The sequence below is a fragment of the Sporosarcina sp. NCCP-2331 genome (assembly GCF_023707945.1).
Lineage (GTDB): Bacteria > Bacillota > Bacilli > Bacillales_A > Planococcaceae > Sporosarcina > Sporosarcina cascadiensis.
On the sequence record NZ_BRCD01000006.1, the window covers coordinates 74,667 to 87,043 of the forward strand.

General features: G+C 43.3%; 12 protein-coding genes. 4 read left to right on the top strand and 8 right to left on the bottom strand.

The features are described from left to right. Positions 1-432 carry an EVE domain-containing protein gene (locus tag NCCP2331_RS05160; RefSeq protein ID WP_153722688.1) on the top strand — a complete coding sequence of 144 codons (432 nt, stop codon included), beginning with the start codon at positions 1-3 and terminating at the stop codon, positions 430-432. A gap of 82 nt (positions 433-514) precedes the next feature. Here NCCP2331_RS05160 and NCCP2331_RS05165 read toward each other — a convergent pair whose 3' ends face one another. The 3 genes from NCCP2331_RS05165 to NCCP2331_RS05175 are packed head-to-tail and all read right to left on the bottom strand — an operon-like array spanning position 515 to position 4,237. Beyond that, a complete protein-coding gene (locus NCCP2331_RS05165) occupies positions 515-1,816 on the bottom strand; it encodes a hypothetical protein (protein ID WP_251669046.1) in 1,302 nt (433 codons plus the stop codon). Next, complete coding sequence (locus tag NCCP2331_RS05170) at positions 1,809-3,560, bottom strand: sensor histidine kinase (protein ID WP_153722689.1); 1,752 nt, start codon at positions 3,558-3,560, stop codon at positions 1,809-1,811. The genes NCCP2331_RS05165 and NCCP2331_RS05170 overlap by 8 nt, the downstream gene beginning before the upstream one ends. After that, positions 3,557-4,237, bottom strand: a complete 681-nt coding sequence (locus NCCP2331_RS05175) for a response regulator transcription factor (protein WP_153722690.1) — start codon at positions 4,235-4,237, stop codon at positions 3,557-3,559. Before NCCP2331_RS05175 ends, NCCP2331_RS05170 begins: the two co-directional genes overlap by 4 nt. A gap of 641 nt (positions 4,238-4,878) precedes the next feature. Here NCCP2331_RS05175 and NCCP2331_RS05180 point away from each other — a divergent pair. Then, positions 4,879-5,415, top strand: a complete 537-nt coding sequence (locus NCCP2331_RS05180; protein ID WP_194841157.1) for a competence protein ComK — start codon at positions 4,879-4,881, stop codon at positions 5,413-5,415. On the opposite strand, the gene NCCP2331_RS05185 is transcribed toward NCCP2331_RS05180, so the two are convergent. The 4 genes from NCCP2331_RS05185 to NCCP2331_RS05200 form a co-directional block, all read right to left on the bottom strand. Further along, a complete protein-coding gene (locus NCCP2331_RS05185; RefSeq protein WP_153722692.1) occupies positions 5,378-5,755 on the bottom strand; it encodes a YhjD family protein in 378 nt (125 codons plus the stop codon). The genes NCCP2331_RS05180 and NCCP2331_RS05185 overlap by 38 nt on opposite strands. 164 nt (positions 5,756-5,919) lie before the next feature. Further along, positions 5,920-6,483, bottom strand: coding sequence for a nuclear transport factor 2 family protein (locus NCCP2331_RS05190; protein WP_153722693.1), 564 nt, complete (start codon positions 6,481-6,483; stop codon positions 5,920-5,922). A 696-nt stretch (positions 6,484-7,179) separates the two neighbouring features. After that, positions 7,180-7,854, bottom strand: a complete 675-nt coding sequence (locus NCCP2331_RS05195) for a response regulator (RefSeq protein WP_153722713.1) — start codon at positions 7,852-7,854, stop codon at positions 7,180-7,182. Between the two features lie 40 nt (positions 7,855-7,894). Continuing rightward, a complete protein-coding gene (locus tag NCCP2331_RS05200; protein ID WP_376776799.1) occupies positions 7,895-9,040 on the bottom strand; it encodes a sensor histidine kinase in 1,146 nt (381 codons plus the stop codon). A 147-nt stretch (positions 9,041-9,187) separates the two neighbouring features. Between NCCP2331_RS05200 and NCCP2331_RS05205 the strand changes: the two genes are divergently transcribed. Together NCCP2331_RS05205 and NCCP2331_RS05210 are read left to right on the top strand one after the other, a co-directional pair. Continuing rightward, positions 9,188-9,820 carry a YigZ family protein gene (locus tag NCCP2331_RS05205; RefSeq protein ID WP_153722694.1) on the top strand — a complete coding sequence of 211 codons (633 nt, stop codon included), beginning with the start codon at positions 9,188-9,190 and terminating at the stop codon, positions 9,818-9,820. Positions 9,821-9,955: 135 nt separating this feature from the next. Next, entirely contained in the window at positions 9,956-10,996 is a 1,041-nt protein-coding gene (locus tag NCCP2331_RS05210; RefSeq protein ID WP_194841159.1) for an LCP family protein, read from the top strand. A gap of 277 nt (positions 10,997-11,273) precedes the next feature. Here NCCP2331_RS05210 and NCCP2331_RS05215 read toward each other — a convergent pair whose 3' ends face one another. Further along, complete coding sequence (locus NCCP2331_RS05215; RefSeq protein WP_153722696.1) at positions 11,274-12,323, bottom strand: glycosyltransferase family 4 protein; 1,050 nt, start codon at positions 12,321-12,323, stop codon at positions 11,274-11,276. Between the last annotated feature and the right edge of the window lie 54 nt (positions 12,324-12,377).

Here is a 12,377-nt window from a genome sequence, read left to right on the forward strand (position 1 = left end):
ATGCATAATAAAAGATATTGGATTGGCGTTGCTTCACGAGACCATGTGATGGATGCAGTTCAGGGTGAGTTTGCTCAACTTTGTCATGGTAAACAAGCTCCTTTAAAAAAGATGAGCACTGGTGATTGGATTATTTATTATTCTCCAAAGGTGACTTTTAAAGAAAGAACTCTGCATCAAAAATTCACTGCTATTGGAAAGGTGATTGATGATAATGTTTACCAGGTAGAGATGGGTGATTTCATACCTTTCCGTAGAAATATTGGTTTTATTTCTTGTAAAGAAACGTCAATTCGTCCATTAATTTCACAACTTTCATTTATTAAAAGCACAAAGTACTGGGGTTATTCTTTTCGACTTGGCCATTTCGAGATAAGTGAAAAAGATTTTAAACTAATTGCAGAAAATATGGTTAATGTAAAAGAATATTAGACTGTTATAATCTCCTTGTAAATGACATCATCCTTTTTGATGATGTCATTTATATTTCAGATTCTTTTTGATGAATCACAACTTAAGCTTGGTAGGGGGATAGTTCCATCACTTTCAGTTTGCCATTGACCTTTTTAACTGTATACGTAAAAGTAGCAGTAATCGTGTCGAACTCCCTTGTCTGGAATCTCGTGCCATCTTCATTTTTGAATGCTACTACAAACGTATACACGCCTTTGCTTACTTCGGTCCTGCTCAAAATCGTTTCTAATGATATTTTAGGCCCTAGTTCCAGATACTGTTTAATTAATTCATAATTATCATTGGCATCAGTTTCAGGAAATATGTTCCTGAGCCCTTGATAGCTCCCTCCATATAACCCGACAATTGCTTCGGCATTCTGACTCGCAATAGCCTGCATATAGATCTCAAGCGTCTCTTGTGGATTTTCAGCGACAACTTCCTTTTTACTCTCTTTCTGAGAAGTTGCTGAGGGATTCAATATTACATTCTTCTTCCACTTTACCTTTTTTCCTTTGCCATCAGTGAATAGAAAAACAACCTCCCCTTGCTCACCCTTCATCGTATCCGGGTAGATGAACCCTGAAAACTGCCCGTTTCCACTAATGTAAAAGCCGTCTTCTCCATTCGCCCCGTGCTCCCTTGCTGTTTGGACAGTATCGGCAATCCGGTGTTTCTCGGAATTCCACTCCATTTCAGCTAGCGTAAATCCTTCCGGTACCTGCTTCACGACGAAATCGAAACTATTGCCCTCAGTCGGTTTTGGTGTCTGGTCAATAATGACGAGAATTTCCTTCATAGGCTCCGCTTTCACGGCCTCTTTATCGTCAGCAATAACACCATCTGCTGCATTCTCCTCTTTTTCTAGAAACATCAACGTCAAGTTCTTTTTCCACTTTACTTCTTTACCTTTCGAATTGGTGAATCGGAAGACAACTTCTCCTTCATCCCCTCTCATCGTGTCTGGATAGATAAATCCTGAAAATTGTCCGTTTCCACTAATGTAAAATCCGTCTTCCCCATTAGCACCATGTGCTTTGGCTTCTAGAACCGTATTGACGATACGGTGTTTCTTGGAATTCCACTCCATTTCAGCTAGCGTAAATCCTTCCGGTACCTGCTTCACGACGAAATCGAAACTATTGCCCTCAGTCGGTTTTGGCGTCTGATCAATAATGATGAGTACTTCCTTCTGAGGATCTGTATTAGCATCTTCTACTTTCGTAGGACTGCCTTGATTGGTTTCAGATGGCTTCGCATGGATGGTATCCGATGCGTCAGGTTCTTTTCCCGAGGCACAACCACTCGTCATAAGAAGCACGAATAATACTGAAACGATATAGCCGTATTTTTTGTTATTCATGTAGTTCTCCTCCGCTTTCATATAAAGTAAAAGAAAATGCGACTCCGTTATTCGTATTCATCACACCAAACTCACTATGATGGAGCTCCAGGATGTGTTTGACTATAGATAGTCCCAGACCCGTGCCTCCAGATTTCCGATCTCGAGAGCGCTCAATTCGGTAGAATTGGTCCCATACTCTGCTTAAATCGTTCTCAGCAATCGGCGACCCCGTGTTTTCAATGACTGTAAGTATCTTTCCGGAAGAATCCCGATCGATGGTAATTGTGATGACGCTGTTTTCCACTGCATGACGTATGGCATTGCTCATTAAATTCAGAATGACCTGTTCGATTCTTCTGGAATCTGCCGTGACGTATTGTTCCTCTTGATGATTCAACTTGTACTGAATGCGCCTGCTTTTCATTTGATGAGAGAACGAATCCACTAAATTTCGAACCAGTTTTGTCATAGAGAAGTTTGAACATGTTAATTGAATCGCCTCGGCCTCAAATTTGGAGAGCTCCAGCATATCCATGATTAATGCATTCATCCGATCTGTCTCATTTACAATGTGATCCAGATACCGTTCTTTTTTGTCATTCGCTACTCCATCCTGCAATCCTTCCGCGAATCCTCTCACAATGCCTAATGGAGTTTTTAATTCATGCGATATATTAGCAATCAGTTCTTTCCGAAGTTGTTCTGACCGTTGTTTTTCTTCTATCTCCGCTTGCAACTTATCATTTGTATTAGTCAGTTTCTGTAAGGCTGTGTCCAGATTCTGAGACATCACATTAAGATTATGGGACAGCTCTCCGAATTCATCTTTCGAGTCAACTCCAGGGCCTCCAGTGAAATCCAGGTTAGCAATACGTGCAGCAGCATGATTGAGTGTAACTAATGGACGAGTTACAATTCTGGAATAAATCATCGACAAAATAGTAACGAGCCCTAGAATCATAGGTGCCAAATAGACAAAGTATTTCTTAAGTATATCGACTGCTTCCCCAACTGGTTGTAGAGAAGTCATGACAAATAAATAACGAGCAGTAGGCTCATCAGTTGCTAGCGGTTGAATTACAATCGCATATGGAACACCACTCCAATTATCTACCCATTCCAAATGAACAGCCGCCCCTTCTTGCAAGCGGGATTGATAGTGCTCTAACTTGGGCATCCATTCCTGGAGAGCTTCGTCGATCAGCGTATCCTGATAGAGGGGGTTATATGAGCGATGCTCAGGTACCATCAGATCGATAATCTTCCCTTGCACCCGTGTTAACCCCTTTGTGAGTTCCGTTTGATCCTTCTGAATAGTAATAGGTTGCATGACGGTATCATCTTCGTCCATAAAAATACCGTCTATTACCAATGGATCGCCAATTTGAATTCCCTTTGGAAGCGCGTCATGTTCCATTCCGTCCGTAGGCAAAGGAACAGTGACGATCTTATGGTCTGTTTGCAGCACTAAAAAATAAGGATTGAAAATTATCTGGTCAAACCTTTGATTTAAGAGTGAAGTACTCGTATCGGTCTCATTCATAAATGCACCGAGTAACCGTGAAAACTTCAGATGATCGTGTTCTACTTGGTCGTATTGTTCCTCAAAGCGACTTATATTCTGCTCTAGAGTATGGATTTTGGACGTTCGGTAAAACCGCTCGAAAAAAAGTCCTTCTGCAATCATGACAATTGAAAATACAATCAAGATCAAACTAGTCGTGACAGCAAAAAGTTTAAGGACGACCCCCTGTCTCCTCATCCTTCCAACTCGAACTTGTATCCTGCACGGATGACTGTACAGATATATCGGCCCTCTGCACCAAGCTTCGCTCTCAATTTTTTAATATGGGTGTCTACCGTTCGCAAATCACCTTCATAATCATAGCCCCACACAGCATTCAGAATAGAATCACGTGACAACACTTTTCCATAATGCCTGGTAAGATAAAGAAGTAACTCGTATTCTTTTGGTGCCAAAGATATCGGTTTTCCCTCCAAGGAAACAGTATGGGCCATTCTATTGACCACCAGCCTGCCAAAGGTGAGTAGATTTCCCTCTTGACCGATCGTACCTTCCGTTCGTTTCAACAGTGTAGTCGCACGAGCTACTAATACTCTTGGGCTAAAAGGCTTTGTGACATATTCGTCCGCACCAAGCTCGAACCCTTTCAATTGATCTTCATCATCTGCCCTAGCTGTGATCATGATAATTGGAACATTTGAATTCCTGCGAATCTGCCTGCATACTGAAAACCCATCAAGTTCAGGCATCATAATGTCCAGCACAATCAGATCAATGGAATGTCTTTCAAAAATCTTGAGTGCAAGTTTACCATTTCCGGCTTCATACACGTCCCATTGTTCCTTCTTGAAATAATCCGTGATAAACTCACGCATCAGCAAGTCATCTTCAACTAACAATAGATTTCTTTTCATGGTTTTCCTCTCCGCATCTATCCACGCCCTCTTTCACTATGGGACATGGATACTAATATGGCTTCATTCTTCTACACCTCCAACTGGACCATGTAAACCTAGTATAGAAGACTCCTGTGTACGTCGTGTGTACTGCTTGTATGTATTTTTTAAGAATAGCACGGACTTTTCTGTGATAAGAGAGTAACTATTTTTTGTCACTTGGTCTAGCGATAAATATAGATCAACCATTTTTATCTCCAGCAATAAAATAATATTCTCAAGTAAACCGTAATACTAGCCCATTAAGGGTAAACTCTCTTGCTCTCCAGCTTGCTCTTTCAACCATTGTTATCGCTCTTCTTTTGTTTCTCTTCCGCATTTTTTGCACTTTCTTCTTGGCTCTTCATCAAAACATGTGCTTGACAACCTGTCACGTGCATGTTGGCAGTGTGTGGATTTAATATGTGCGGGTTTCGTTTCTCGACTTTGCAGGATTTTTAATTGAAGTGTGGATCGTTTCGCTCGTATATCATTGGGCACAATCAGTAAAAAAGATACACCTTATTACTTGTTTCTCTACTTTTCTTGTTGATTTTTGATTTTTCTGTCATATAATGAGATCATACGTATATCGGCCTATAAAAACTGGAGGGAATGCTATGGTTCATGAACAGATTTTATCTTCTTATATCGTGACGTTTCATACTTTCGCATTACTGAGCGGAAAACATCCTAATCCTTTTTTCACGCAAGTCATTGAAAGCAACCGAACGTTCTTCGTCGAAAAGACTCCGCTGGAAATCATGCGAGACTCCTGCGCTCATTACCGCACCAACCTCGAAGCGATCATTGAAAGCTCCAAAAAAGATTTGAAGAAACGGCATAAACCACCCATCATGCTAACTCACTCACATAATAAACCGTTATTGTTTTTCCCTTTATTATCACCATCACTGCACCAGAATACATGGATTGCCTTTCACGCGGTCAAAGATGCCCACCCGCATAAAGACGGAGTGTCTCTCGTGCTGAAGACGAATGCAAAATTGCTGTTGAATACGTCAATGAATACCGTGTATCGCCAAGTGACATTGTCTCATGTGCTCTCTCAGCGGTTTGATAATGCACAGGAGGAATTGCGCAGTTCCTATTCGATGGTCATGGAGCCGAAACATTCTGACTCCCCAATTTCCTGAGATACTGATTCAGGAGTTCTTCAGAACGGTTTCGAAGCCGCACATTCAAATAACGCCGGTAATCTTCGTAGCCGTCATGCAGAAATAGGTATTCAGTGAATAATTCATCTGTTGATCTGCGGATGACTTTCATTTTATGCCGGCGTAAGTAAATCGCAGTTTTCTGGAGATCTGCACTGACAGCGTTCATCGTGTCGTCCACTAAGTTGAGGTAAGGGCTTTTTAATTTGAAAGGCATTTGCTCTACAAGCTGCCGGTCTCTTTCAAGAATTGTCAGCAGCATAGGCAGGTAAATATGATTTTCTAAATAGGGCAATGCTTCCGTGGGGATTAAAGGCATGTGCTTCGCCTCCTGTAAGAACTAGTGTTCGTATACCGATTATAATCTGTACACGCAGGAAAAGCAAGCAAGTTTCAGGTGGGAATTTTTGTTGGAGTTGCCAGGATAAAAAAGAGGCTGCTGCAGGCAGTCATCTGCATGACTATCCGCAACAGCCTTCTACTTTACTTCGCCGGATCGTCTCCAATGAAGTGGATCGAGAATACTTTCCATGCGCCGTCTTCTTTATGGAAGACGGTTACTTGGCGTCCGTCTGCAATGTTTTCCGCACCGCTTGCCGTGTCGATCAGCGTTGTTTTCAAAGTCGAAAATACCTGTGCTTCTTCCTCGGCATATTTTACGATAGTTTTATTGTCCGCTTCACGCTGAATGTCTGTAGTTTCGAGCATTTCTTCCATTGCTTTACGCTCTTCTGCCTCGTCATAGCCTTTTGTGGAAAGTGTAGCAAGATAGCCGTCCACGTCTTTATTATTCAGCGTTTCGATATAGTGGTCGAATGCTGAAAGAATGCTTTCTTTTTCCTCTTTTGGCACATCTGCCGCTTCTTCGACTTGGTCGCCTGACATGCTGAAGCCGACTTTTTTATCGTCGACACCATGATCAATCGCTCCGCTGCCCGGAGCTGCTTCGCCGTTTTCCACATCATTCGGGTTCGTTTCTTCTGCTTTATTACACGCACCCAATACTAGCGCTAGGGCGATGGATGCTGCTGCTAATTGTTTTTTCATTGCTGCCTCCTGAACGGAGAAAAGGGCCTTTTTTCTGCAAAAGACCTTTCAGTTTGTAGACAAGAATTAGTGAGAAAGTGAGTAGGTGGTTAAGATACCGTTTCCCTGCGTTCCAGGCGGACGCTTTCCGTGGGGCGCGGATCCGCTTCCTCCGCTGGCGCTCCGTCCAGGGTCTCATCACTCGCGCTGAATCCCGCAGGAAGAGCCGTAACGAAGAACGGCTTTTGCGAGCATAAGCGTAGCGTTGGGAGCACATCTTTGCTTTTCGCCGCCCTGCACTACGGTCAACTGGCTTTGTTTTCAAGACTTTGTATGAAGAAGTCCTTTTCTCATAGCCTTGTGGATTCTGCAAGCAAAGGATTTTGTATTGGAGTACTCATAAAATTATCGTGGTCAACAATAAGTTCACGCAATAAATTCAATGAGCAGACCAAGTAACATTGCACATTTTATAAGGATTGGAGCGTAAGCCGGTCGACTCCGGGAGGATCAGCCCGACAGGTAAGACGACTTTGGGGAGCTTGCGACCAAGTCGGCTTACCGCGGGCCCTCCGGAAAGCGTACCGGCTGAAGCGCAAATCCCCTACTGCCATCCTATATCGACAAAACTTATTGCCCACAAAGCCCTAACCACTAAACTTGTTAATCTACAAACTGAAAGGCCTTTTTCGCAAAAGACCTTTCTCGTTTTTTTATTTATTTTACTTCTACCCAGCCGTTTTTGATGGCTGTGACTACTGCTTGTGTACGGTCGTTTACGCTCATCTTCTGCAGAATGCTGGAGACGTGGTTTTTGACTGTTTTCTCTGAAATGAAAAGTGTCTCACCAATTGTCCGGTTGCTTTGTCCGTCTGTCAGCAGCTGCAGTACTTCACATTCACGCTTCGTCAGCAAATGAAGCGGACGGCGGATGTCGTTTTGCTGGAAAGAGCCTTTGTGCTCTCTCTCGCTCAAACGGCGGAACTCGGATACTAAGTTATGCGTTACTTTCGGATGAAGATAAGAGCCGCCGGCAGCGACCACTTTAATCGCCTGCACAATTGCATCTGCATCCATTTCTTTCAGCATATAGCCAAGAGCGCCTGTTTTCAGCGCATGTGTCACGTACGACTCATCATCGTGGATCGACAGCATAATGACCTTCGCATCCGGGTGTTCTTTCACCAATAACTCTGTTGCATCCACGCCGTTCATGCGCGGCATATTGATATCCATTAATACAACATCCGGTTTGTTCTGCTCGTAAAGTCCAAGCACTTCGTTTCCGTCGTCCCCTTCCGCCACTACGTCGAACGACTCTTCAAAATCCAAGATTCGTTTCACGCCTTCACGGAATAATTGATGATCATCTACAATTAAAATTTTTGTTATTTCCATTTCCTGTTCCTCCAAGTCTATACCTTACTTATCATTATTCATCTAATGGGATTCGGAAAAGAATTGATGTGCCTTCTCCAATATTCGAGTTCACTGTCATTTCTCCCTTTAGCAAATCCACACGTTCCTGCATTCCAATTAAACCAAATGATTTTTCTTTTACTTCATTCGTATCAAAGCCGCAGCCCTGATCTTTCACGAGTATATTTACAGTATCACGCATCCATTCAATTTTCACCCAGATTTCATCTGTTTTCGCATGCTTGATGCAGTTATTCACAGATTCCTGAATCATCCGGAAAATTCCTACTTCAAAATTAGAATCAAATCTTCTTTCAGAACCGCTGCTATGAAAATGAATGGTGAGCGGAGCCTCATATTCACTAATTGTGGATAGATACTTTTTCAATGTTGGGACAAGTCCTAAGTCATCCAACGCCATGGGACGCAGATCATAAATAATACGGCGTACTTCAGATAAAGCCCCTCTGACTGATTCTTTTAATTGGGATAGTTCCCGCAGTGCATTGTCCGGACCTTTTTGAACGAATGTTTTTTCGATTAACCCTGACCGCATCAAGACATTCGCCAGCATCTGCGCCGGGCCGTCATGTATATCACGTGACAGTCTTTTACGTTCTTCTTCCTGTGCTTGGATAATTTGAATGGCAAAGTCCTGCTTGTGACGGGCCGTTTCAAGTGCCGCACTTACATTTTTCAAATCGGATGTTAAGTAAGTAATCACAGTGGTTACTTGATTAACAAGTTGATCAGCCCTTTCAATTGTAGAAAGCAGAAGTGCAAGCCGGCGTTCCAGTTCATCACGTCGTTCGCGCATTTGCTTTTCCTCCATTTTATTGATGGAGACGCGTACAAGCAAATCATTTGCTATGCTATAGGCCTGTTTCACTTCGTCTTCGCTGTAATTAGTAAAATTCTTCGACACGTTCGCTAAGCGTTTTCTAGAGTGGCGTGACATATCTTCCAAATAATCGCCTTCTGTGATGACATGCGAAATGCTGTCTTTCACTTCAGCTAATTCCCTTTGCATCTCTTCAAAACTTTTTCGGCTTTGCTCACTGATTAGAAATATGTCATTTTTTGACTGATCCATTACATGTACCATATTTCCAAAGATTTTCTCCATCTGATGGATGTCAATCGCCTTCTCGTTCAAAATTACTCCCTCCCGCACCTGTCTATGTAAAAATGAGCAAAGTGAGCAGCATTGCAGTTTAGCCTAAATACTTATACACTCATATACAGTATAGCATCTAGATGCTGTAAAAGTATTATAAGTATATTACAAATGCAGGGGGTACGACAAATGCGAGCGAATTATAAAACCGTCAATCTTTTTGGAGAAAGTGAATTCGTGATTCAAAAATCGCGTTTTCTTTCATTTGTCAAACGGGCAGAGACAGAAGAAGAAGCTTTGGAATTTATTCAGGAAATCAAGAAACGGCATCATTCCGCTACGCATAATTGTTCGGCTTATATAATAGGTGAACATGACCAGATCCAAAAAGCGAATGACGACGGGGAACCTTCCGGGACCGCCGGCGTTCCAATCTTGGAGGTTCTAAAAAAACAGCATCTCAAAGATACCGTCATTGTCGTGACACGCTATTTCGGAGGCATCAAGCTCGGCGGCGGAGGATTAATCCGCGCTTACGGAAAAGCTGCATCCGAAGGCATTGCCGCAACAGGCGCTGTCGAACGAAAATTGCATGCACTCATTAAAACTTCCATAGACTATACATGGCTCGGTAAAGTCGAGAATGAAGTCCGGCAGTCTGACTACCCTTTAGAAGAGATCGTCTATGAAGAGGACGTCCAATTGTTTTTATATGTTCCTGTCGAAGAAGAAATGATTTTCAGAGACTGGATGATGGAGCTGACAAACGGCCAGGCGGAAATGGCTGCGGTCCGTCACAAGTTTTTGGAATTTGCTGTTTGAATACTATACGTTTGTTGAAAAACCAGGTATAATAGCAGAAGGTGTAACTAAAGATGAACAGGTGTTTCTTTCCGGCTGTTTTTTGCTTGATTTGCCACTGACGGCTTTTCCCGCCGTACACTTTGGAGGTATATAATGAAAAGAAAAGATTATAAAAAAAAGAAGAAGTCCTCATCAAAAACCAGGCTCTTCTTAAAAATATTTTTATTCCTATTTCTTGCTGTAGTGGGAGTGGGTGCCGCGTATGCCGCGAAACTGCATAACCAGACAGTAGATGTCCTGGACCGTTCCTATGAACCGCTTGCCGAGAAAGATACACCGAAAGAACTGCGTGTGGAGCCGGCGAAAGATAAAGTATCCATTCTGCTTGTCGGGGTGGATGAAAGTGATGCCCGCAAAGAAAATGAAGAACACGGACGTTCCGATGCCTTGATACTGGCCACTTTGAATCCGAAGCAGAAAAGTGTAAAGCTCGTCAGCATTCCCCGTGACTCGTATGTATTTATTCCAAAAGTCAATTATAAAGACAAAATCACACATGCGCATGCTTACGGAGGCACAGCCGCTTCCATTGATGCAGTGGAAGAACTTTTCGATATTCCGATCAACTATTACGTCAAGATGAACTTCAATGCATTCATCGATGTAGTGGATGCACTGGGCGGAGTCGAAGTTGAAGTACCGTATGAACGAATTGAAAAAGACGAAAACGATAAAAACGCCATCCACTTAATGCCGGGTATGCAGCGTCTGGACGGACGCCATGCACTCGCTTTAGCACGGACACGTAAACTTGACAGTGACATCGAACGCGGCAAGCGCCAGCAGATGATTCTGCAGGCCATGATCAAGGAAGCAACTTCTGTCAAGTCCATCACGAAATACGGCGATGTGATCAGCGCACTTGGCGATAATATGAAGACAGACATGACGTCAAAGCAGATGCTTTCTTTCATTGAATACGTCAAAAGCGGAATGCCGGAAGTCGATACACTCAGCCTGAACGGTTATGATGACTGGTCTACGGGTGTTTATTATTACAAGCTGGATGAACAGGATTTAGAAGATACGAAACAAATCTTAAAATCTCACCTGGGTCTCATCCCGGACTCCTCTTCCCTGACGGAGCTCGATACAAACCAGGCATCTACACCTTCCGAGGTCGCACATCAATAATTCATATTACTAGAAACGAGTGATGGAAACCAAGTGGTTTTCGTCACTCGTTTTTTTATATTGCTTGAACGTCTATGATCATTCCAGAATGCCGTATGAGCGCGGGCGGCAGATTTATGATCACAAAGCGGGACAGTAGGAGCGCGAGCGCAGAGCCTATGAGCGCCTGCAGAACTAGTATGATCACTTGTGGAAGTTTTATGAGCGAGACGCTTTTTTGAGCCATATAAAAAAGCTCCCAGCCGCCATATATGCGGATGAAAGCTTGTCTACTTGCTTATTTACCAATCATGCGGACCAGATTCAACAGCGGGCGGTAGTTCGCGCCTGCCAGTCCAATTAACTCAACGAATAGTTCAATGACAATCAGCATGACGAGCAGAAGCAGTAATGCACCCCACACGGTCGCCTGCGAGAACAGGACAGCTGCCGATCCAAACAAAATGGCGATTCCGTATATCGTCAATACAGCTTGTCTATGTGAAAAACCGGCTCGCAGGAGACAGTGATGCAAATGCGATTTATCCGCTGCTGTGATTGACTGCTTCATTCGAACGCGTCTGACGATTGCGAAGAATGTATCAGAAATCGGAACACCCAGCATGATGATCGGGAACACTAAAGATACGACTGTGACGTTCTTAAAACCGAGAAGTGCGAGTACCGATATCATGAAACCGAGGAATAACGAGCCGGTATCGCCCATAAAAATTTTCGCCGGATGAAAGTTGTAGATCAGGAATCCAAGCGAACTGGCTGCCAATATAGATGCTGTGGCTGCAACGAAGAAGTTCCCCATCATCGCTGCCATTACAGTAATCGCAATGAGCGCAATGGTTGAAACGCCTGCTGCCAGCCCATCGAGACCGTCAATCAGATTAATTGCATTCGTGATGCCGATGATCCAGATAACTGTAATTGGAATACTCATGTAGCCGAAGTCCAGCTGTCCGAGCAATGGTAAGTTAATGAATTCGATTTGCAGGCCGCCCCACAGGACGACAACTAACGCAGCAACCAGCTGGCCCGAAGCCTTTGCCTTTGCTGTTATTTCCAGCATATCATCTAAAAAGCCAATCATGACGATCAATAATGCACCGACTAAAAAGCCGATTTCATTCACATGTTCGTCTTGCGGCAATAAAATTGCATATCCAATAATAAACGCACCGAAAATAGCCAATCCACCAATCCGAGGCATAATTCTCGCATGGACTTTCCGATAATTGGGACGGTCAACCGCACCGATACGAAAAGCGAGTTTGATGACAAGTGGTGTAAGTATGACGGCAGCGATGAAAGCCGCAGCCATTGCGATGAATAACATGTCTTTCCTCCCCGATCAGCAATAAAGTTCATATTGCATTTTATTATAGCACGG